The organism is Chryseobacterium phosphatilyticum, from assembly GCF_002899825.2.
Taxonomy (GTDB): Bacteria; Bacteroidota; Bacteroidia; order Flavobacteriales; family Weeksellaceae; genus Chryseobacterium; species Chryseobacterium phosphatilyticum.
This window is the reverse complement of the sequence record NZ_PPED02000005.1, coordinates 244037-267069: the sequence shown is the minus strand read 5'-3', so window position 1 is coordinate 267069 and position 23033 is coordinate 244037. Positions and strand designations below refer to the sequence as shown.

General features: G+C 36.6%; 23 protein-coding genes. 12 read left to right on the top strand and 11 right to left on the bottom strand.

The window, feature by feature from the left end; translation table 11 throughout:
• The first annotated feature begins 21 nt into the window (after positions 1-21).
• The 6 genes from C1631_RS19930 to C1631_RS19905 are packed head-to-tail and all read left to right on the top strand — an operon-like array spanning position 22 to position 4050.
• Positions 22-777: a polysaccharide deacetylase family protein gene (locus C1631_RS19930; protein ID WP_109713822.1), complete on the top strand. Its 756-nt coding sequence runs from the start codon at positions 22-24 to the stop codon at positions 775-777.
• The gene (gene lolA2 / locus C1631_RS19925; RefSeq protein ID WP_109713857.1) at positions 770-1396 is read left to right on the top strand and encodes a flexirubin biosynthesis/transport protein LolA2; all 627 of its coding nucleotides are present in this window, start codon (positions 770-772) and stop codon (positions 1394-1396) included. The genes C1631_RS19930 and lolA2 overlap by 8 nt, the downstream gene beginning before the upstream one ends.
• Entirely contained in the window at positions 1362-1997 is a 636-nt protein-coding gene (lolB2, locus tag C1631_RS19920) for a flexirubin biosynthesis protein LolB2 (RefSeq protein ID WP_103246566.1), read from the top strand. The genes lolA2 and lolB2 overlap by 35 nt, the downstream gene beginning before the upstream one ends.
• Before the next feature lie 22 nt (positions 1998-2019).
• Positions 2020-2400 carry an ApeI family dehydratase gene (locus C1631_RS19915; protein ID WP_103246567.1) on the top strand — a complete coding sequence of 127 codons (381 nt, stop codon included), beginning with the start codon at positions 2020-2022 and terminating at the stop codon, positions 2398-2400.
• Entirely contained in the window at positions 2397-2873 is a 477-nt protein-coding gene (locus tag C1631_RS19910) for a hypothetical protein (protein ID WP_103246568.1), read from the top strand. Before C1631_RS19915 ends, C1631_RS19910 begins: the two co-directional genes overlap by 4 nt.
• 4 nt (positions 2874-2877) lie before the next feature.
• The gene (locus C1631_RS19905) at positions 2878-4050 is read left to right on the top strand and encodes a DUF2062 domain-containing protein (RefSeq protein WP_109713820.1); all 1173 of its coding nucleotides are present in this window, start codon (positions 2878-2880) and stop codon (positions 4048-4050) included.
• Positions 4051-4072: 22 nt separating this feature from the next.
• On the opposite strand, the gene C1631_RS19900 is transcribed toward C1631_RS19905, so the two are convergent.
• The 8 genes from C1631_RS19900 to flxA form a co-directional block, all read right to left on the bottom strand.
• Complete coding sequence (locus tag C1631_RS19900; protein WP_103246570.1) at positions 4073-4438, bottom strand: DUF1648 domain-containing protein; 366 nt, start codon at positions 4436-4438, stop codon at positions 4073-4075.
• Positions 4435-6048: a C45 family peptidase gene (locus C1631_RS19895; RefSeq protein WP_103246571.1), complete on the bottom strand. Its 1614-nt coding sequence runs from the start codon at positions 6046-6048 to the stop codon at positions 4435-4437. Before C1631_RS19895 ends, C1631_RS19900 begins: the two co-directional genes overlap by 4 nt.
• A gap of 84 nt (positions 6049-6132) precedes the next feature.
• Positions 6133-7650, bottom strand: a complete 1518-nt coding sequence (locus C1631_RS19890; protein ID WP_103246572.1) for a phytoene desaturase family protein — start codon at positions 7648-7650, stop codon at positions 6133-6135.
• 154 nt (positions 7651-7804) lie between these two features.
• Positions 7805-8689 (bottom strand): lysophospholipid acyltransferase family protein, encoded by an 885-nt coding sequence (locus tag C1631_RS19885; protein ID WP_103246573.1) that lies wholly within the window; start codon positions 8687-8689, stop codon positions 7805-7807.
• Positions 8690-8799: 110 nt separating this feature from the next.
• Positions 8800-9054: an acyl carrier protein gene (locus C1631_RS19880; RefSeq protein ID WP_103246617.1), complete on the bottom strand. Its 255-nt coding sequence runs from the start codon at positions 9052-9054 to the stop codon at positions 8800-8802.
• A gap of 4 nt (positions 9055-9058) precedes the next feature.
• Positions 9059-10279 carry a beta-ketoacyl-[acyl-carrier-protein] synthase family protein gene (locus C1631_RS19875; protein ID WP_103246574.1) on the bottom strand — a complete coding sequence of 407 codons (1221 nt, stop codon included), beginning with the start codon at positions 10277-10279 and terminating at the stop codon, positions 9059-9061.
• Between the two features lies 1 nt (position 10280).
• On the bottom strand, positions 10281-11012 hold the full coding sequence (gene flxB / locus C1631_RS19870; protein WP_103246575.1) for a flexirubin biosynthesis SDR family reductase FlxB: 732 nt from the start codon (positions 11010-11012) through the stop codon (positions 10281-10283).
• A gap of 83 nt (positions 11013-11095) precedes the next feature.
• A complete protein-coding gene (gene flxA / locus C1631_RS19865; protein WP_185144684.1) occupies positions 11096-12616 on the bottom strand; it encodes a flexirubin biosynthesis tyrosine ammonia-lyase FlxA in 1521 nt (506 codons plus the stop codon).
• A 98-nt stretch (positions 12617-12714) separates the two neighbouring features.
• Here flxA and C1631_RS19860 point away from each other — a divergent pair, with 98 nt between their 5' ends.
• Positions 12715-13968 (top strand): NAD(P)/FAD-dependent oxidoreductase, encoded by a 1254-nt coding sequence (locus C1631_RS19860; protein WP_109713818.1) that lies wholly within the window; start codon positions 12715-12717, stop codon positions 13966-13968.
• 46 nt (positions 13969-14014) lie between these two features.
• On the opposite strand, the gene C1631_RS19855 is transcribed toward C1631_RS19860, so the two are convergent.
• The 3 genes from C1631_RS19855 to C1631_RS19845 all read right to left on the bottom strand — a co-directional run bounded on the left by C1631_RS19855 (position 14015) and on the right by C1631_RS19845 (position 17688).
• A complete protein-coding gene (locus tag C1631_RS19855) occupies positions 14015-14617 on the bottom strand; it encodes a hypothetical protein (protein WP_103246578.1) in 603 nt (200 codons plus the stop codon).
• Positions 14618-14637: 20 nt separating this feature from the next.
• A complete protein-coding gene (gene flxY / locus C1631_RS19850) occupies positions 14638-15930 on the bottom strand; it encodes a flexirubin biosynthesis putative acyl-CoA ligase FlxY (RefSeq protein ID WP_103246579.1) in 1293 nt (430 codons plus the stop codon).
• Between the two features lie 72 nt (positions 15931-16002).
• Entirely contained in the window at positions 16003-17688 is a 1686-nt protein-coding gene (locus C1631_RS19845) for a M23 family metallopeptidase (RefSeq protein WP_109713855.1), read from the bottom strand.
• A gap of 329 nt (positions 17689-18017) precedes the next feature.
• On the opposite strand from C1631_RS19845, the gene ileS reads away from it, so the two are divergent.
• From ileS to C1631_RS19815, 5 genes are all read left to right on the top strand, one after another.
• Positions 18018-21413 carry an isoleucine--tRNA ligase gene (gene ileS, locus C1631_RS19835; protein WP_103246580.1) on the top strand — a complete coding sequence of 1132 codons (3396 nt, stop codon included), beginning with the start codon at positions 18018-18020 and terminating at the stop codon, positions 21411-21413.
• A gap of 59 nt (positions 21414-21472) precedes the next feature.
• The gene (locus tag C1631_RS19830) at positions 21473-21853 is read left to right on the top strand and encodes a TraR/DksA family transcriptional regulator (RefSeq protein ID WP_002983772.1); all 381 of its coding nucleotides are present in this window, start codon (positions 21473-21475) and stop codon (positions 21851-21853) included.
• Between the two features lie 79 nt (positions 21854-21932).
• Entirely contained in the window at positions 21933-22178 is a 246-nt protein-coding gene (locus C1631_RS19825; RefSeq protein ID WP_103246581.1) for a DUF6576 domain-containing protein, read from the top strand.
• A gap of 16 nt (positions 22179-22194) precedes the next feature.
• Positions 22195-22389 (top strand): DUF2683 family protein, encoded by a 195-nt coding sequence (locus tag C1631_RS19820; RefSeq protein WP_103246582.1) that lies wholly within the window; start codon positions 22195-22197, stop codon positions 22387-22389.
• The gene (locus C1631_RS19815; RefSeq protein ID WP_103246583.1) at positions 22389-23027 is read left to right on the top strand and encodes a lipoprotein signal peptidase; all 639 of its coding nucleotides are present in this window, start codon (positions 22389-22391) and stop codon (positions 23025-23027) included. Before C1631_RS19820 ends, C1631_RS19815 begins: the two co-directional genes overlap by 1 nt.
• The last annotated feature ends 6 nt before the right edge of the window (positions 23028-23033 follow it).

Here is a 23033-nt window from a genome sequence, read left to right as displayed (position 1 = left end):
TCAACATAAAAAGCATCGGCAATGAAACATTACCCATTCATTCTATTCTATCTCTTCTGTAACGTTTTTATTTATGCGTTTCAGGGAAGCTTTTGGGTATATCTGGTGTATTTTCTGGGCTTTTTTGCCGTTGTTGTGTGGGGATCTTTTGATATTGAATTAGGGTATTTTGTCAATAGCCTTACCCATAAGCGAACAAAAATTAAAGAGGTTGCTCTGACTTTTGATGATGGTCCTACTGAATTCACTCCGAAGTTTTTAGACCTGCTTAAAGAACATCAGGTAAAAGCCACCTTTTTCTGTATCGGAAAACAGATCGAAAAATATCCTGAGACTTTTCAGCGAATCATTGCTGAGGGACATACAATAGGGAACCATACGTTCTCACATTCCAACTCAACAGGCTTTTTATCTGCTTCAAAAATGATTGCAGAGATTGAGAACTGTGATAAAGTGATACACGAGGTCGGAAATATAAAAACGGATCTGTACAGACCTCCCTTTGGAGTTACCAACCCTAATATTGCCAAAGCTATTAAAAAAACATATAAAAACAGCATCGGATGGAATGTTCGTTCACTGGATACCATTACTGATGACGAGAAAAAAATTTACCAAAGAGTAACCAAGGGGTTACGAAAAGGCAGCATTATCCTCCTTCACGATACATCAGACAAAACCTGTCGTGTACTGGCAGATTTATTAGTATTTTTGGAAAATAAAAACTACTCAACATTCACCGTTGATTCAATTACAAATTCAAAGAAAAATGATTAAAAATATTGCTTTTGGAGCTTTTTTACTGATTTCCGGGTTCTTTTTTGCCCAAAATACAGCAATGTCAGGATCGGAAGCGAAAGCATTTGTATCAAAAGTTTCTTCGGAAACAAAAGAGATCAAGACGTTGCAAAGTGATTTCACCCAGACCAAGAAAATGGACTTTCTGGATAAAAGCATTGTTACCTACGGAAAGATGTCATTACAGACTCCGAATATGCTGAGCTGGAAATACACAAAACCTTATCAATACAGTATTGTTTTTAAAAGCAATAAAATATACATCAATGATCAGGGCAAAAAGTCTTCTGTAGACGCCAAAAGTAAAACTTTTGAAAAAATCAACAAATTAATTGTCGGAAGCTCAAACGGAACAATGTTTACTGATCCGGAGTTTAGTGTAACCTACTTCAAAAATGGAAATTACAATATGGCCAGATTCGTTCCTAAGACCTCTCAACTGTTAAAGTACATCAAACAGATTGAATTGTATTTTCCAAAAAACCAGTCAACGGTTTCCCAGGTGAATATGACGGAGGCTTCAGGAGATACTACAAATATTGTTTTCAAAAATACCAAGGTCAATGCTTCAATTCCTGCGTCAGAGTTTAGTTTATAGCCTGGTTTTAATCCTGGTTGTCTCATGCAAGAGCTATCAGCTTACGGATGTAAAGCCGGTAACAACCAGTGAAAAAGTAGTTGAAAATCTATACTTTTCTTCCATGGAAGACTATGTATATAAATGTCAGATGGATATTTACAGCAACCATGTAAGTGGTATTCTGATCATTAAAAAGTTGAATGAAACCACTCACAGAGTAGTTTTAACTTCCGATTTTGGTAATAAACTTATTGATTTTGAAATTTCGGATCATGATTTCAAGCTCAATTATGTGCTGCCTGATCTGGATAAAAAAATTGTCATTAACTTTTTAAAGAATGATTTCCGGCAACTTTTAAAAAGGCAATATCCTGTAAGTGAAAGTTTTGAGAATGAAAATATGAATATCTATCTCTCAAAAACAGAGCATAAAAGCTATTATCTGTTTTTTAACAAAGACAATAAGTTGCTAAAACAGATCATTTATACGAAAAACAATAAGGAAAAGATCGATTTCGGTTTTGATGCAAAAAAACATATCTTCGCAGACAGTTTAAACCTTCAACACAAGGATTTTAAGATCAATATCAAACTATTTCAAATAACTGAAACCGAATAATTTTAACCTGAAAAAACAGTTTATGCAAACGATTCTCAAAGACTTTTATACTTTACAATCATACGAAAAAGCAGAAAACGGAGGGTATACTGCTCATATCAGCTTAAATAAAGACCACGAAATTTTCAAAGGACATTTTCCCGGAAATCCCGTAACTCCAGGAGTTTGTATGATGCAAATTATTAAAGAACTTAGTGAAGAATTTGTTGGTTCAAAATTATTTTTAAAAACCGCTTCCAATGTGAAGTTTATGGCTATTATCAATCCTTTTGAGACCCCTGATTTGGTTCTTCAACTGGACATTAACGAAAATGAAGAAGATGTTAAAGTAAAAAACACCACTTCTTTTGGCGAGACTATTGCATTGAAATTGTCGGTAAGCTATAAAAAAATATCATCATGAAACTTATTTTATCCTTCGTAGCAGCTTTTATTTTTTTCTTTCAATCTGACCTCGAAACCTTGAGGAACAGTTATGCAAAAGCCAATGAATCCAATACCAATACTGAAAAATTTATTGAAACTGCAGACAAGCAATCCGGATCCGATCCTGTAACATTGGGATATAAAGCAGCAGCTAAGATTATGGAAGCTAAGATTGCTAAAGGAAACAGAAAAGCGCTGGTAAAAACCGGAGCAACAAGTCTGGAGGGTATCATTAAAAATAACCCCAATACGGCTGAACTGCGCCTGATCCGATTAAGTGTTCAGGAAAACATCCCAAAAATAGTAGGATATCGTGGCAGTCTTAAAGATGATAAAGCTTTTCTGCTGAACAATTATAGCAAACAGAATTCAGCATTAAAAAACTATATCAAAAGGTTTGCAATGCAGTCTAAAACTATTACAGAGGCTGAAAGAGCCACTTTAAAATAAAAACATGTCACTTGCTGAAGTACAAAATGCAATCTCTGAAAAAAAGATTTGTGTTTTAATACCTACCTATAATAACGAAAAAACTCTGAAAAGAGTGATCGACGGTGTTCTGGATTACACTGCGAGTATTCTTGTGGTTAATGATGGTTCCACCGATTCTACTCCGCAAATCCTTAGTCAATATCCACAGATTACGGTAATCAACCTACCAGAGAATAAAGGGAAAGGAAATGGGCTTAAAACAGGTTTCAGAAGGGCAAAGCAACTTGGCTTTGACTATGCCATCACAATTGATTCTGACGGACAACACTATCCGGATGATATCCCTGTGTTTGTAAACGCCCTGCTTCAGGAAAAAGAAGAAGTTCTCCTGATTGGAAACAGAAATATGTCCCAGGACGGCATTCCCAGGAAAAGTAGTTTTGGAAACCGTTTTTCTAATTTCTGGTTTTGGTTTGAAACCGGTATTAAACTGGAAGATACACAATCCGGCTACAGACTCTATCCTTTACATAAAATACCCAGGAAGTACTTTACTCCCAAATTTGAATTTGAAATTGAGATCATTGTAAGAACTGCCTGGAGGCATGTTCCCGTAAAAAATGTCCCGATAAAAGTACTCTATGATCCTATTGAAAGAGTCTCCCACTTCAGACCGTTCAAGGATTTTACAAGAATCAGTATTCTGAATACTATTCTGGTAACTATTACTCTTTTTTATATTATTCCGAGGAACTTTGTGAATAATTTCAAAAAAAAAAGCTTTAAAAGGTTCATCAAAGAAGATGTACTGGAAAGTGACGGAAGCAACCGTACAAAAGCTTTCTCCATTGCCCTTGGAGTATTCATCGGACTTTCTCCGTTCTGGGGATTTCAAACCTTGCTGGTGATCAGCTTATCTGTTCTTTTTAAGTTGAATAAAGTTCTCGCTTTTGTGGCATCCAATGTAAGTTTACCTCCTTTTATCCCTTTTATTATAGCAGCATCCTTGTTTCTGGGGGCTCCTTTTGTACATGGAGACAGCGATATCCTCAGCCAGGATTTAAATTTTGATCTTATTAAAAATAATCTTCTTCAGTATATCATTGGAAGTTTTATTTTGAGCACTTCACTATCTGCTATTGCCGGAGTCACAACTTTTCTTTTTCTGAATAAATTGAATCCTGAGAATAATTAAACCGGAAACTTATTTGGTCTAACTATTTAAAAATGACATCAGCAAATGATAAAGGTCCCATCATAACACTAATAAAAATGGCAAAAATCACCAGAGCCAGTTGCGTGGTATGATAAATTTTTTCCTGTTCTGACTCTTTAATTTCAAAAGTAAATTTGATTTTATCCGGCCTCCTGATAATCCTCCAGATCAACATAAGAGCAATAATATTGAGAATGATGGGAAGAAAAAGAAAGATTTTGTTCCCATAGCTGTCTTTGTTGTTTCCAAAACTATGAATTGGTATAACTTCAGGAACCGAACTATAAACAGTACATAAGTACACAAAATAGCAGATTGTAATAGCAAAGGGAACAACAAAAAGTACTTTTATATACCTGGGAGTCATTTTAATTTCTTTACCGTCTCATTCAAATATTTCCCGACATTTTTCTGATCCGGAACCGTTGTTATCTCTTTGGTAAGAGCAATTTCAAACTCCGTCTTTGCCTTCGAATATTCTTTTTGGTAAAAATAGTACTTTCCTGCCAGAAAATATCCTTTCCAAAAATCAGGGTTTAGAGCCAGATAATCAGCAAGAAAGTGATCTGTAAGTTTTTCATGCCTGTGAATAGCATCATTTATTTTGACTCCCAATTGCCTGTATTCTTCATAATTTTTGAATTCACGTGTATCTGCAAACGGATCTCTGCCTATATTTAAATTTGCTTTTGCAAAATCATTTTTCTGAAGTCCCTGATCTGAAAAGATTTCATTCAAATCATAGCAGACAAATTCTCCCAGCTGATAAGGATTGGACGAGACCCAAGCCAGTTTTTTTTCAGGAGAAAAAATAACGGCATGATGTGCCAGTAGCTGGTTGAGTGCTTTTTCATTGCCATATCCTATTTTTTCACCCTTTAAACCGGACCTGTTTCTTAGGATGGCAGCCAGCTTTTCAGGATTAAGTTTTTTTTCTTCCTGCAAAAGCTCCTGTAGTTTTTCATATCGGTAGGCCGAATGGCTTTCTTCAATATGCTTTTGGTTTTTTACGTCGTCTTTATAAGCATTAGACTGAAAGTGATTGGTACAAAGCACCTGACTTGTATTCTGTACTTTATATACTCCGAAATTTTTAGGAGAAACTTCAATGATTACTGCATTTCTATCCGTAGCACTGCCTACCAGAATCGACTCTGACACAAAAACTTTTCTCTTTTTGGCTATGGCAATGGCTTCCTCTATATTTCCGGCATATTGCAAAATCTCTCTTGTCACCAGGGAAATTGGCGTTTTTGCCGTCAGAGGAATTTTAGATTTTCCGGCATTAATGGTTACTGTAATCCCCTTTTTATTCATCCCAGACACCACACCAATCATTCCGGGCCAGCTTACAGACATATAAGGAATTCCTGTATCAGGCTGTACAAATTCTACCAGTTTATTTCTGGCAAAATCATCTCCGACATAAAAATCAAAGTTTCTTCCAATCAGAAGATCTCCATCTTCCGTATTTTCGTTCCACACTGCCAGTGATGTACAGCCCACCATAGCCAGATCCTGCAATGCATGACCTATATCATGAGCTCCATGGAGATAGAGATTTCTTAAGTATTTTGGAGCAATAAAATTATATTGGTCGGATGAGTATTGAGATAATCCATACAATTCTGCCTGGTAATCTTCTCTTACATTAAGATACATCTTTCTGTTGTACCATTTTAAGAAACCTCTCAATAATTTTTGTCTGAATTTCGATGGTACAAACCCTTCCACTTTTGAAAAGAAAATTCCTTCCTGCTTCTGCATCAGTTCCTGGGTAAGCGCTCCATTATTATACCCTAGCTGCAAAGGGTTTCCATGGATATAAAGCTCCCATACCTGTTGTTTATTTTTAACCAGGAAATTTTGATTATAACTAAACGTAGTGTCGTTGATTTGTATAACCTTCGGAATTTCCAATGAATATTGTGTAACATCGGGTATATGGTGAACAGATTTTGAGATCCCGCATGACATCAGGATAACAGCAAAAACAGGGTAATACAGCAGCTTTTGAAAGAATAAATGATGGATATGAGTTTTTTTCACTGTTAGTTTTTATTAGGTTCCCTGCACAAGCTTTTGATCAATCGTTTCCTTTCCCACAATTTCAGCGCAGGTATTAAAAGCTCCGATGGTTACCCCCAAAATACCATGCATATTGACAGACTGACCCGTAAGGAACAGATTATCAATCTTGGTCCGTGGAGAAACCATTGTTTTAAGAGGATTATCTGAGTTTTTCATATAACCGTACATATTTCCTTCAAAACCTCCGATATAATCACGATAAGACAAAGGGGTGGATGTATAAATACTTTGAATGGCACGTCGAAGATTGGGGATTCTCTTTTCCAGGGCATCAAGCATTTTTTCTGTCTTTTCCAGTTTAAATCTTTCATAGGCCTCACCTCTTTCATGTTCATCTGCCACCGTATTGAATGTACTTTCCCATTCTTTAACCTCATCAAAATTCATATAGGAAATAGCCGTAAGACTTTCCGCAAATTCTGAGTGATGCTTTGAGGGGGTTGAAGATAGCATATAAGTTTCCGGCCATGCTTCTTTACGATAACGGAATGCATTCCAGACAAGTTCTTCTGATGAATAGTGGTACACATTATAGTTAAAATTCGGAAGACTACGTGGTTTTAAAACAAGATATACACTAAAGCATGACGAAACGGGTTTCCAGCTTAAAACCCTGTTTAAAAAAGATTTCTTTAATCTGTTTTCACCAATCAGTTTAATGGTAGAGCGTATTTCAATATTTGAAATAAACCGCTTTGCCATATATTCTTTCCCTGCTATTGTTTTGGCTGAAGTAAGCGTATTGTTTGCATTAAAAACAAACTCGGAAACTTCAGCATGTTTATGAATTTCTGCTCCATATTGGCGCAGTTTTCTGATCAATAATTTAGAAATCTGGCTCCCCCCCTTTACACATTTATAAGCGCTTTGAATATAAGAATTGACGGTTAAAGCATGCACATGGAAAGGGATATTTTCAGAATCTCCGCCATACAGGAAATTGGATCCCAATAAAACCGATTGCAGTTTTTTGTTCTGGGTAACAGATTCTATAAACCTTTTGGTATTTAAATGCAGGATTTCCTCATTATAGCTGTCTTTTCCTACCACATGGTATCGGGGAAACTGACTGCAGACATACTGAATTTCTTCACAATAGTTTTCAAGGTTTTCTTTTTCTTCAGGGAAGTATTTCACCAGTTGCTCAACAAAATTCTGGTACCCCTGTGCATGAGGATATTCTATTGCATCACCATCAAATGAAATTCTATCATAACCGTCTTCCTCCATCTTTTGAAGCTTCAGGTCATCCATAATTTCAAGATAGGAAAAAAACCTGTGGAGATTCTGTCCTTTTGAAAGACCTCCCAAGTAGTGAACTCCCGTATCAAAAATGAGTTTATCGCGTGAAAAGGTTTGAAGATTACCTCCATACTGATTATTTTTCTCCAGCACACAAACACTCAGTCCTTCTTTCGCCAAAATAAGGGCCGAAACCAGACCTCCTAATCCGCTGCCGATTACAAGTATGTCGTATTCTTTCTTCAAAGAGGCAATGTGTTTTTACAATTAAGAAATAAAAAGATTTTTAGATTTTTTGTGGTCGATACAAACAAGACCTAGTTTTAATAATCTCAAAATCACAATAAATCTTATTGGTTTTTAGTTTTTCCGTTAGTTTTCAGGGGTAAAAATAGAAAAATTAATCAACATCATCCCAAAAATCGAAATAATTAAACCATTGAAGGGGATATTTTTTGATCATTGTTTCCAGATTTTGAACGTAAGAATGCAAAAGTCCCTGAGAATCGCGGTTTTTAATATTTTGTGCTACCCTTGCGTACAGATGATAATGCAATTTTTTTTCTTTCATCACATAGACATATACTACAGGTACCCCCAAACGGGAAGCAATCAGGAAAGGGCCGGCAGGAAATTTTGCACTTTTCCCCAACAAATCTGCTTCAAGATATTTTGATCCTTCGAAATAACGATCTCCTGTAAAACAAATCAGTTCATTATTGGATAAAGCCTGATTGATCTCAAAGATATGCGACATATCTTCTTTGACATAGATAAATTTAATATTGCTTTTTTTCACCGAAACGGTCTCCAGATATTCCTTGATTACCGTTACTTCCTGATCAGTTGTTACCAGATTGATCTGACAATCAAAATCAATATCCGCAAAGAAATGTTCTGCAATCTCAAAGTTTCCGATATGGGCACTGATCAGAACGCCGCCCTTTTTGGCGGCTAAAAGGCTTCTAAGATTTTCAATACCGTCAAATTCGTAGGTGTATTTCTCTCTTAACCCTGCAGAAATAGCAGTTTTATCGATAAGAACTTTTCCAAAGGTGAAATAACTTTTAAAAATAGAGCGTCTGGCCTTCGAATAGCTATAGTTCAATCTTTTTTGGAAATAATAAAGAATGTAACGGTTACTTTTTTTCTGAAACAGGAAATAATAAGCTGCTACAAAGTACAGTACAACATATGAACTTCTGATTCCGATATTTCTTATACACCAGACAAATATTCTGTATCCTGTTACTGTCCCTTTAGATTTACCTTTCCATTTGTTCATAAAGTACAATTTATATAAGATTATACCAATGTAACAATATGACTAAGTATGTCCCGCACACCTTTCTATCATTACATTGGTATATTTTTAATCAAAGATTGGCTTATTAACTAAGCGTTTTTTTCCGCAATCTTATTTTCAATCGTTGTATAAAAGTCATCGAATGTGATCATCTTCTTAAAATCTGCTTCTCCTAATTTCACTCCGAAATTAGATTCAATCACCACGACCATGTCAATATAATCTAAGCTGTCTAAGCCTAATGTATTTTTAAGATTTGCCTCGTTGCTGATTTCGTCTCCGTCTACCTCGAATTCGTTCACTAAAAAATCATTAACGATAGCAACAATTTTTCCCCTTTCCATGTTTTTAATCAAATTTTTTAACTATTAATGCAGAATTGGTTCCCCCAAACCCAAAAGAATTCGACAAAAATACATCAATTTTTTGATTTTTTGTTTTTGAGACCAAATTTATCTTTTGTGCTTCATTATCAGGGTTTTCCAGATTAATATTAGGGGCTACAAAATCGTTCTGCATCATCAGAATAGAGTAGATAACTTCACTTGCGCCTGCCATCCAGCATTCATGCCCTGTCATAGATTTGGTAGAGCTTACGGGAACCTTGTTTCCAAAGATTTCATAGATGGCTTTTGCTTCATTGGCATCTCCAATGGGAGTAGAGGTGGCATGAGCATTAATATAATCAATATCAGAAGCATTCAATCCGGACTCTTTTAAAGCTCTCTCCATTGCCAGAGCCGGACCATCAACATTAGGCGTTGAAATATGACCTCCGTTTGAAGAAAACCCGTATCCTATTATTTCAGCAATGATAGGAACGCCTCTTTTTTGAGCTGATTCCAAACTTTCCACAATCAAAGTCGCTGCTCCCCCACTTGGAATTAAACCATCTCTTCCGGAATCAAAAGGTCTGGATGCTTTGGCAGGTTCATCTTCTCTTGCTGAGAAAACTCCAAGTCCGTCAAAACTTGCCATGGAATACTTATTGGTTTCCTGAGCACCACCACAAATGATCATATCCTGAAAACCATTCCTGATCATCATATATGCCAATCCTAAAGAGTGAGAACCACTCGCACAAGCAGCACTGATCGTAAGATTGATTCCTTTCAGTTTAAAAATAGTAGAAAGGTTCATGGTTACGGTTGAGTTCATTGATTTAAAAATGGCTCCCGATCCCATCAATGTTGTATCTTTCTTTTCTCTTGCGATATCGATAGATTCCACAACAGCCTTAGAAACGCTGTCATTTCCATATAAAATACCTACTTCGTGGGAATCTAAAAAAGATTCATCAAGGTTTGCCTGTTGTAATGCATCTACGGTAGCAAGATAAGCATATTCGCTCTCTTCACCCATGCTTACACGCTGGCGTCTGTTCAGAAGGTTTTTAAGGTCAGGTTTTGGGACCACTCCTGTGAGCCCTGATCTGAAACCGAATTCTTTCCTGTCCCGATCTAAAACAATACCTGATTTTCCTTGATATAGGGATTCCCTGACCTCTTCTAAAGACGTCCCGATGCAGGAATAAATTCCCATTCCGGTAATTACAACCCTATTTTCCATTTTATGAATAAATTCCTCCGTTAATATTAATTACTTCCCCTGTAATGTATGAAGCTTTCCTGGATGCTAAAAATGCTACAAGATCAGCAACTTCTTCGGCTTCTCCAAACCTGTTGGCAGGAATCATTGCCTTCAGCTCATCTTCATTAAACTCCTGAGTCATATCTGTTTTAATGAATCCCGGAGCCACCGCATTTACTGTAATATTTCTTTTGGCAACTTCCTGTGCAAGAGCTTTCGTTGCTCCCACTAAAGCTCCTTTTGCTGCAGAATAATTTGTTTGCCCGGCTGTTCCTTTTACTCCTGAAACTGAAACCATATTGATGATCCTTCCGTATTTGTTACGAAGTAGTTTCTGGATAAAGAAGTTAGTCACATTGAAAAAACCATCTAAACTTGTGTTGATGACACTATTCCAGTCTTCTTTTTGCATCCACATAAACAAGCCGTCTCTTGTAATTCCGGCATTATTTACGATCACTTCCACCACTGAATCCGGGTTTTTCTCCTGCCAGTCCGTCAAAACCTGTTGTGTTTCTTCTGTATTTCCTACATCAAATTTAAGAATTTCTCCTGTAGCACCCAATTCCTGAACTTTAGTCAGTGTTTCTTTTGCTGCAGCTTCATTGGAAGTGTAGTTGATCAGTATATGATAGTTTTTCTCTTCAGCCAGTTTTATACAGATTGCTCTCCCAATACCCCGGGAGCCTCCTGTTACAATTGCACATTTCATGCGTTAGTGTTTATTTCGTTTTTAGTTTTTTTAAGTTAGCTTGTTTTCCTTATTCTTTAGAGACAATTCACTATAGCCAATAGTTACATTGTCTTTAAATATTTCTTCACTTCTTCCAGATACGGGTACATTACCATATCGTCAGAGAATGCCGGAATAATCTTTCTGATATCATCATACAATCCTTTGGTGGAAGATGATACTTTATCCTGGAAACCAAGATATTCAATGGCCTGAATAATGGTAATTGCTTCAATAGCCAGTACTTCAAAAGCATTTTCAATGACCTTTCTGCAAATAACAGCTGCATTGGTTCCCATACTCACAATATCCTGATTATCATTATTATTCGGAATACTGTGAACGTACATCGGGTTCGACAACATCTGGCTTTCTGCCGTAGTGGAAGTGGCCGTAAACTGTACGCCCTGCATTCCGAAATTGAAACCTAATTTACCTAAATTTACAAAAGGAGGCAAGATTTCATTGATTTTAGCATTCAACAGGTAGTTCAGCTGTCTTTCTGCCAGCATCGTCAGCTTAGTGACTACGATTTTAAGTTTATCCATTTCCAAAGAGATATAATCTCCGTGGAAGTTCCCTCCATGGTATACATGCTGATCTTCAACATTAATAATCGGATTATCATTGGCAGAATTAATTTCATTTTCCAATACCTTCTCTGTATACTCCAGAGTATCCAATACCGGGCCCAAAATCTGTGGAACACATCGTAATGAATAATATTCCTGTACTTTTTCTTTAAATATTTTTTCCTGTTCCTCGAAATGAGTATACAGGTGGTCAGCTCTTTTCCTGATCAGTTGGCTGTCTGCCAGATGAGCACGCATCCTTTCTGCCACTTTCTGCTGTCCATAATGCCTTTTGGTTCCGTTTAACGCTTCTGACAAATGGTCATCATAGGCCTGAACAATTTCATTGATTGCACAGGAAAGCTTAATGGAAATATCTGTTAGCTGATTGGCTTTATAAGCATTCACAATGCCGATTCCTGACATCACAGAAGTTCCGTTCATCAAAGCAAGTCCTTCACGGATTTCTACCCGTATCGGTTCTAATCTTTCAATTTCAAAAACTTCTTTAGTAAATTTTCTCTCTCCTTTGTAGAAAACTTCTCCTTCTCCGATGAGCACCAACGCCAGATGAGCCAGCTGTACAAGGTCACCACTCGCTCCTACTCCCCCGTGTTCAAAAATCAGCGGAGTGATGTCTCTGTTGATTAATTCCTGAAGAAGATAAATAACAGATTGATGTACTCCGGAGTTTCCTAGTGATAACGTGTTCATTCTTGCCAGCATACAGGCTTTAACTTCTTCTGCCGGTAAAGGGTTGCCGATTCCTGAAGAATGGCTTCTGATCAGGTTATATTGAAGCTGATGAGTATCTTCATCACTGATTTTAAATTGAGCCATCGGCCCGAATCCTGTATTTACACCATATATTACTTTATTTTTTGAAAATTCTTTCAAAAACTGATAGCTTCTATCTACTCTTGATAAAAGCGATTCATCCAGTTCAATTTTCTCATTTTCAATGATTATTTTTTGAAAATCTTTCAGTCCTAAAAAGTTATTTATTTTCATCAATTAAAAGTAATAGTTGATAATTTTGTAAAATATTAATTAATTGTCACTAATTTTGCGGCAAAGATAAAAGTTATTATTAAAATAAAAAATCAAAGATGAGCAAAGAATCTGTTGACGTTCTTGTAATCGGAGCTGGGCCTTCCGGATGCGTGTCTTCTTCGTACTTAAAGAAGAACGGTGTCAACGTAAAAGTTGTTGAAAAAACAAAATTCCCAAGACTGGTAGTCGGTGAAAGCTTAATCCCAAGAGTAATGGACCACTTTGATGAAGCAGGACTTTTCCCTGCATTAGACAAAATGGGCTTTGAAAAAAAGCTGGGTGCGAGATTTCTCCGTGGGGATGAAGTCTGCATTTTTGATTTCAGTAATAAATTCGGCGAAGGCTGGGACTGGACCTGGCAGGTTCCGAGAGCAGATTTTGATAATACCCTTGCCCAGGAAGTTATCAATAAAGGAATTGATCTTGAATTTGAAACAGAAGTTATTGATATTAAGTTTAACGGAACAGATTCTATAACTACTGTAAAGAACAAGGATGGAGAAACAAAGGAAATCCATGCTAAGTTTGTGATCGATTCGAGCGGATATGGAAGAGTTTTGCCAAGATTATTAGATCTGGAAAAACCGTCAAAACTTTCTCCTCACTCTGCTATCTTCTCTCATGTACAAGATACTCACAGAGAAGAGGGAGAAGAAGGAACCCTGATCTCTTTTGACATTATTGAAACGGAAGTATGGCTTTGGGTAATTCCTTTTTCCAACGGAAACACAAGTGTAGGAATAGTAGGTCCTACAGATTATATTGAAAAATTATCTGAAAACGGAGACCCAACCGAAGCTTTAAGAAAAGCCATTTCTCTTTCAGAATATTATGTAAAACGATTTGGTGAACTTGATTTCCTTTTTGAACCAAGACATTTAAAAGATTATTCATGTTCGGTAAAAAGTCTTTTCGGAGATGGATTTGCTTTAACGGGTAATGCTTCTGAGTTCCTTGACCCTGTTTTCTCTTCAGGAATGGCTTTCGCCACAGAATCAGGAATGCTGGCCGCAAAATTGGCTTTAAGGCAATTAAACGGGGAGACCATAAACTGGCAAACGGAATATTCAGACTATATTTTGTATGGGGTAGATGTTTTCACTACTTACGTAAAAGAATGGTACACGGGAAATCTTCAGGAGTTGTTCTTCCATCAGCCTGAAAATCCGGATGTCAAGAAAAAGATTTGTGCTGTATTGGCAGGCTATGTCTGGAATAAAGACAATCCTTTTGTGAAAAAACATGATACGGTTATCAAGAATCTGGCAAACCTCATCAAATTAGAAAAGCAGCATAATCATCAATCATAAAAAAACGGTCTGAAATACAGACCGTTTTTGCTTTTATTTTATGCTTTTATTTTATGCTTTTAGTAATATCTTTTGCCAATTCCTTGCCTGTTTTTTCATAAGCTGCCGATATTCTCCCATATTCCATTACATAATCTCCTTTAACTCCTATTCCTTCAATTTTATCGGTTTGAATTTTGGTGACTATCTGAGATGGATTTTCATTGTCAACAAAAGTTATCAGAGTAGATAATTTGGCAGGCTGCAAGAGCATACCACCGGCCCAACCCGCATAAATCCATTTTGTTTCAACGACTAATGTATATTTTGTTTTTAAATCTTTTCCAAATCTGATTTTCTTTGACTTAGCATTTAATCCATTAATAAATCTATTCATATAAACCGATTCTTTATGCTGATTCCACTCTCCAATCCATTTTTGCCAGGCTGCTTCGTCTCTTTTGACTAACGTTTCTGCTTTTCTCCTCTCGAGATACTGCGCTTCGGTATAATTTTCAACCTGAAAAGCAGGGTTTTCAAATTTGTATTGAACATTTACTTCAGTTTGATCTTTAAGAAAATCAAAATTTCCAAATTCATAATTCAATTTACTTTGGGCAAAGGAAAGATTTACAACTGTTATCAATAATAGTAACAAGAGTTTTTTCATGGTTTAATTTTATTCGTTTATTATCTTAAATCTATAAATGTAATTGGCTTTCTGCTATTCGGGTTGAATACGATTTTTGACAAAGTATCAAAATCCACTATTTCGATTTTAGGACTTACTCTTAACTTTGCCCGGAAATGATCTCTGATGTCACTAACGAAATGTTCATTTTCTACTTCAGTGCTGATTTTAATAATTATTTCATCAAGACCAATTTCATCAGCCTGGATCACAATCTGATGACACAGAATATTACTGAAATCATTCAAAATATCATTCAGAGCAGGTGGATATAATGTTGTCCCTTTATACTTGATCATTTGCTGCATCCTCCCAATTACCGGGCCTAATCTCATGGTATTTCTTCCACACTGACAAGGCTCATAATGCGCCTTTACAATGTCACCCGTTTTAAACCTCAACAACGGAATTGCCTCAACCCCCAAAGTGGTAATCGTAAGTTCTCCGCTTTCACCTTCTTTCACAGGAGCTCCCAGATCATCTAGAATTTCTGTAACAATCAGTTCCGGATGATGGTGCCCTCCGATCTGATACTCGCATTCGGTAAAAGCAGTACTCATTTCCGTAGAAGCATAGGTTGAAAAAAGCTTGATATTCCATTTTTCTTTAATTTTGCGGGACAGGATGTTATCGCTAAAATCCTGATTTTTGATACTTTCTCCAATACATACAGCCCCGTAAACGCTGGAGTTTTTATAATCCAGCCCATTTTTTTCAGCATAATCAATCATTTTCAGTAAAAATGATGGTACGGTAATCAAATATTTAGGTTGGTATCTGAAAATAGAATCCCATTGAAGCTCAGGAATCCCAGGCCCCATTCTCACCACACTGGCTCCCATTTTTCTTAATCCTAAAAAATAGGCAAGCCCGGCCATAAACCTTTTATCAATGGTGGTAATCATTTGTACTACATCCCCTTTCTGAATACCTGCGCACGCAAAAGATATGGCTTCATTGTAAGCCAGTCTTTCAAGATCATTATCTGATAAACCAAAAGTCACAGGATCCCCTAATGTTCCTGAAGTGGTACTATAGTCTACAATTTTATCAGGAGAAATACAGAAAAAATCATGATTATTCTGCTGCAGATCATTCTTTGTCGTAGTAGGAATTTTTTGCAGATCTTCCAAAGTACGGATGTTCTCAATAATAATATTATTTTCCCTGAACAACTTCTGGTAAAAGGGTGAGTGATTTTCAAGATAAGTCAAAAGTTCCCTGAGCTTCTCTTCCTGAAACTTTTTGATCTCCTGAATGCTAGATTTTTCTATTGACGGATGAAATTCCAATGATTCTAATTTTGAGCAAATGTATTTAATTAAATTAAAAGATCGAAGGATTAAAGCATTTAAACATGCCTTCTATCTTTGGAATGTAAAAGTTTGGGTATTGGTATTTCCTGCAGTATTGCTTGTTGTTATTTTTAAGGTATGGGCCCCTGAACCTTTAGGACATTTTTCATCAAAAACATACACAAAGTCGTTTTTCACCCGGGCAAATCTGAGCCATTTCCCATCCATCTCAGCGCGGAAAGAGACAATATCCCCCACTTTTGTACTTCCTTTCAATCGTAAAGAACTGCTATTGATAAGTCCTCCTTCTTTCCATCCCGGGGAGACCGATGGTAAACTCTTATCTAAGACAAGCTTTACTGTTCCCAATCTGTTAAACTGTCCTTCAACCTTATCGCCATTCCATTTTCCTTTCACTGCATCTTTATCACTTCCATAGTCAAACAAAAGAATCACCTGATCTTTTTCATTCTGATCAAATTTTCTGTTGGGTCTTATTTTTACGGTATAATTATCGTGAACCGGAACATAATGATTGTGTATACTAATGATATTGGAAATTACATCGGAGTCTGCATCCGGTTTTTCATTTACATTAAAATTAACAGCATCATACACTGCATTTTTACTAAAGCTGATGTCTGCATTCTGGGTACTGATGGTTTTTCCTTCATTCGGTTTTACAATATTTCCGGTTGGATTAACTGAGCTTTCAGTACCAATAAGCTGAACTTTCGTTACCAATCTACTGGTGTTTCCTCTGACATCTTTTAAAATAATTTCAATATTGTGAACTTCATTATCCTGCAGATTGATGATTCCTGACAGACCCGGAATACTGTAATTCTGCAACTTCATTCCCGGTAAAACAGAAAGATGCTGAACGCTCATCTTATCTCGTGCAAATTTAGTGTAATCTATACAACCATTCTCATAACGGGTATCATCATAACTTACTTTATCAATAGAGAAGCTATAAATTCGTTGACCATCCATTAGTAATACCGCCTGATAAATACCCAGATTAAATCCCCGATTGGCCTTATCTACAGCTTTAATACCAAAACTTATCATTGGTGAGCTTACTTTGACAACATCTGCGGTATATGAATTTCCCGTTTTTTTAACTATTACTCCGTTTGCACCGGGTTCATAAGTGCTAAAGCGCCTGTCATACCAATATAAGCCACTGATGATTGGAGATACAGAATCAGGAATGGCGAATCCGAAAAGAAGTGGATTCAGGCATTCTTCTGTTTTGGTGTCCCGTATCTCAAAATGCAGATGAGGTCCCGCAGAGCCACCGGTATTTCCGCTTAAGGCTATCAATTGTCCCTTTGTTACAGGAAATTGTCCGGGTTGGAAGGTGATATCCTGTTCCCATTTTTCGTCTTTGTATTGTCTTTCTTTTACATAAGCATCAAGGGCATCAAAATACGTATTCAGGTGAGCATATACCGTGGTGTAGCCATTCGGATGGGTAATATATACGGCATTTCCAAAACCATATCGTTCTACTTTTATTCTGCTTACATACCCGTCCGCTGAAGCGAGAACCGAGAGATTTTCCTGGCTGTTGGTTCTTAAGTCCAGCCCCATATGAAAATGATTGGAACGGATAGCCCCAAAATTAGCAGCCAATTGCATGGGAATATTCAACGGGTTCCGGAAATAGTTCTGAGGATAGTTTTGTGCCTGGGATATGATACCACTGATTAAACATACAATAAGCATCAGTTTATAAAATATTTTCATAACATCATTTGGAATTAGGTTCATTTGAATATACAAAATTTCAAGCAATGATCGTGCTATTTTACTCTTACCGAATTTTTTTATATCAATTTTTTAACAGCATTTTCGTAGAATATACGATTATAAAATCATGGAAAAAGTCCGTTCAAAATTTTGAAAAAATTCCGATTACCAATGATGTCAGATTCGCTCTTGTGCGCTTCCAATATTTATATTTCTGAAATTGAACTTTTTAATAGATGATATCAAAATAAAACATATATTATAAACCGACAAAAATCACTAAATTTGCAGACTTAATTAATCAACGAAATATTGAGATATTTACAATGAGCCAATTTAAAGAATATAAAAACCTCAACCTTATTGACATAGCCGAAAATGTAGCGGAATTTTGGAAACTGAATAAAACTTTCAGCAAGAGTGTTGAGATTCGCGAGGGTAATCCCGAGTTTGTATTTTACGAAGGTCCGCCTTCAGCAAACGGTATGCCTGGAATTCACCACGTAATGGCAAGAGCATTGAAAGATATTTTCTGCCGTTACCAAACGCAGAACGGGAAACAGGTTTTCCGTAAAGCGGGTTGGGATACGCATGGTCTTCCTGTGGAGCTGGGTGTAGAAAAAGAATTAGGAATTACTAAAGAAGATATTGGTAAAAAAATCTCGATTGAAGATTACAACAGAGCTTGTCGCGAGGCAGTAATGCGCTATACCGACGTATGGAATAACCTTACCGAAAAAATCGGATATTGGGTAGACCTTAACGATCCGTATATCACCTACAAGTCAAAATATATGGAAACTGTCTGGTGGTTGTTAAAACAATTGTATGATAAAAGCTTATTGTACAAAGGATACACAATCCAGCCTTATTCTCCAAAAGCAGGAACAGGACTTTCTTCACACGAATTGAACCAGCCGGGAACGTACCGTGATGTTTCGGATACGACTGTTGTGGCTCAATTCAAAGTAAAAAAAGATTCTTCTGCCTTATTCAGCGATGTTGACGGGGATGTCCATATCCTGGCCTGGACGACGACTCCATGGACGTTGCCATCCAATACGGCTCTTACCGTAGGAAGAGACATTGAATATGTTTTGGTTAAAACTTTCAATCAGTATACATTTGAACCCGTAACTGTCGTTTTATCAAGCGTTCTTTTACCTAAAGTCTTCGGTAAGAAATATACAGAAGGTACAGATGAAGATTTTGCCAATTATACACCGGAAACTAAAGTAATTCCTTTTAAAATTTTAAAAGAATTTACTGGAGAAAAACTTGTTGATACCAGATATGAGCAATTGGTTCCTTGGTTTACACCTAATGATAATGCTGAAAATGCTTTCAGAGTAATCCTTGGTGATTTCGTTACTACAGAAGATGGTACAGGTATCGTTCATACGGCTCCTACTTTCGGTGCTGATGATGCCAGAGTTGCTAAAATGGCCCAACCTGAGATTCCGCCAATGTTGGTAAAAGATGAAAATGATAATCTGGTTCCGTTGGTAGACTTGCAGGGGAAATTCATTCAGGGAAAAAATGTACCTGAGGTATTTTCCGGAAAATATATCAAGAATGAATATTACGACGAAGGTACAGCTCCTGAGAAATCATGGGATGTAGAGCTTGCGATCTTATTGAAAACAGAAAATAAGGCCTTCAAAGTAGAGAAATATGTTCACTCATATCCGCACTGCTGGAGAACAGATAAACCAGTATTATATTATCCGCTGGATTCATGGTTTGTAAAGATGACAGCTGTAAAGGAAAGACTGGTTAACTTAAACAAAGAGATCAACTGGAAACCAAAAGCTACAGGAGAGGGACGTTTCGCCAACTGGTTGGAAAATGTGAACGACTGGAATTTATCCCGTTCAAGATATTGGGGGATTCCCTTACCAATCTGGAGAACTGATGACCTGAAAGAAGAAAAGATCATTGGTTCTGTAGAAGAACTTTACAACGAGATTGAAAAATCTATTGCAGCAGGATTGATGACTCAAAACCCTTTCAAAGGTTTTGAGATCGGAAATATGTCTGAATCCAACTACGAATTGGTTGATCTTCACAAAAATGTAGTAGACAAAGTAGTATTGGTTTCTGATTCAGGAAGAGCAATGAAACGTGAAAGCGACCTGATCGACGTATGGTTCGATTCAGGATCAATGCCTTATGCTCAGCTGCACTATCCGTTTGAAAATAAAGAATTAATCGACAATCATAAAGCATTCCCGGCTGACTTCATCGCTGAAGGCGTTGACCAGACCCGTGGATGGTTCTATACACTGCATGCTATCGGAACAGCAGTTTTTGATTCGGTAGCTTATAAAAACGTTATGAGTAACGGTCTTGTTTTGGATAAAAACGGACAGAAGATGTCAAAACGTTTAGGAAATGCTGTAGATCCGTTTGAAACACTTTCTGTATACGGACCGGATGCTACACGTTGGTACATGATCTCCAATGCAAATCCTTGGGAAAACCTGAAGTTTGATATTGAAGGAATTGATGAGGTAAGAAGAAAATTCTTTGGAACTCTTTATAATACGTATTCATTCTTCGCATTGTATGCAAACGTTGATGGATTCAATTATTCTGAGAAAGAAGTGGAAAATCGCCCGGAAATCGACAGATGGATTCTTTCTGAGCTCAACCTTCTGATCAAAGAAGTAAAAGCATTTTATGAAGATTACGAACCAACAAGAGTAGCCAGGGCCATCAGCACATTTGTGAATGATAACCTGAGCAACTGGTATGTAAGATTATGCAGAAGACGTTTCTGGAAAGGAGAATATTCAGATGATAAAATCTCTGCTTACCAGACTTTATATACTTGTCTTGAAGTAGTAGCTAAATTATCTGCTCCCATTGCTCCGTTCTTTATGGATCAACTGTATCAGGACTTAAATAAAGTAACCGGAAAGGAAAACTGTGAATCTGTACACTTAACAGACTTCCCGGTAGCAGATGAAAGTTTAATCGATCAGGATCTGGTTGAAAAAACTCATTTGGCTCAAAACATTACCAGTATGGTTTTCTCTCTGAGAAAGAAAGAAAACGTAAAAGTACGTCAGCCGTTACAGAAAGTACTGATTCCTGTATTGGATTCTAAAACAGAAGAGCAAATCCTTGCTGTTGCAGATCTGATCAAACAGGAAGTTAACGTTAAAGAACTACAGTTAATCAATGCTGAAGAAGCATCTCATTTAATTGTAAAACAGATAAAGCCAAACTTCAAGGCTCTTGGTCCTAAATTAGGAAAAGACATGAAGGTAGTAGGTGTCGAAATCAGCAATCTTACCACGGAGCAAATTGCCGGTCTTGAAAAAGAAGGTAAACTTGATATCCAGGGTTACGAGATCACACTTGAAGATGTGGAAATCTCGACTAAAGATATCCCGGGATGGACCGTAACTTCAGACGGAAAAACAACTGTGGCATTAGATTTGACATTAACAGATGAATTAAAATCTGAAGGTATCGCAAGGGAATTTATCAACAGAATTCAGAACCTGCGAAAAGATAAAGACTTTGACCTGACAGACAGAATTAATATATCTATTGAGGAAGCTTCTCCATTCCTTACGGATATTAAGAAAAATGAAGAATATATTTCTTCAGAGGTCTTGTCAAGTAAAATAGAAATTGTATCTTCACTTTCAAATTTTAACGAAATCGAAATAGATGAGGTTAATTTTAAGATAAATATCGAAAAAAATTAACATGTAGTTATTGTATTTCAAATTCCATTTCATAATTTTATTAAAAAAGAGAAAAGAATATGTCAGACGAAAGAGTTAGATACAGCGATGCTGATTTACAGGAATTTAAAGCGATCATTAAAGAAAAAATAGAAAAAGCAGAAAAAGATCTTCAGCTGATCAGAGAAAGTTTTATCAATGACCAGAATAACGGAACTGATGATACTTCGCCTACCTTCAAAGCTTTTGAAGAAGGTGCTGAAACATTAAGCAAAGAGCAGAATTCTATTTTAGCAGGAAGACAGGAAAAATTCGTGCGTGATCTTAAGAATGCGTTAATCAGAATCGAAAATAAAACGTACGGTGTTTGCAGAGTAACTGGGAAATTAATTCCTAAGGAAAGGCTTTTAGCTGTTCCTCACGCGACGTTAAGCATCGAAGCGAAAAATATGCAGAAATAGCCGGAAGGTTTGTAAAATAATATTGGGTTTATATTGTATTCAAAGGATACTTTATAAACCTAATTTTTAATGTATACCCATGAGCGAAGCAGTAATTTTATTAATGATCATCGCCGGAATTTTATTGTTTTTCAACAGAGAATGGATTAAAAACCGATTTTTTCCGGATAAACAAAAAAATTATACGATTGATGACCAATTTAATTCCGATAAGCGTGAACGGGAAAAAGAAATTGACAGGCTTTTGAGTAAGATGGGCAAAAACGGAATCAATGATCTTTCAGAAAAAGACAGAAAAAGACTTGACGAATTGTCCAAAATGTAACAATTAAATATAAGAAATGGAATCGATCATAGTACATCCAAAAAATTCGATGGAGCTTAGTGCTCTTAAAAGCGTTTTGAAAGAAATGAACATTAAGTTTGAAAAAGCTCATGTTAAAAGTTCATTCAATGGACAAAAGGTGATTAAAAAAGCAAGTGATAATAAAAATGTAAAGCCGGCTTCAAAACCGTCAAAACCTAAAGGGCAGTAATGAAAAAGATTTTAGCTATCACATTTTTGGTATTGTTAATTGACCAGGCTTCAAAATTTTATATTAAAACTCATTTCAACCTGGATGACAGTGTTTCTGTTTTTCCTGGTTTTAAACTGACTTTTGTTGAGAATCCCGGGATGGCTTATGGGTTTCATTTTGGTGGAATTATCGGAAAATATTTCCTGGTCATTTTAAGGGTCTTCTTAATCGGAGGAATGATTTATATGTTCAAAAAATGGTTAAAAGAAGGAGCATCCAACTATCTTCTTATTCCAATGTCCATTATTTTTGCAGGAGCTATCGGAAACCTTATTGACGGGATGTTCTACGGAATGATCTTTGACAGCGGAACGGTTTATGACCCAAGTATTGACCGCTGGATTGGTTATGGAGGAATTTCTAAGATTACCTCTTTCGGGCATGGTTATTCTACTTTTATGAAGGGCTGTGTAGTTGATATGCTTCACTTCCCGTTGGTAGACTGGTATGTTCCTGAAAGCTGGCCGGTAATCGGCGGAAAACATATTGAGTTTTTCAAATATATTTTCAATGTAGCCGATTCTGCCATTACTGTAGGAGCTGCTTTCCTTCTAATCTTCAGAAAAAAAGCTTTCCCGAATGGTCTTGAATTTTAAATGACT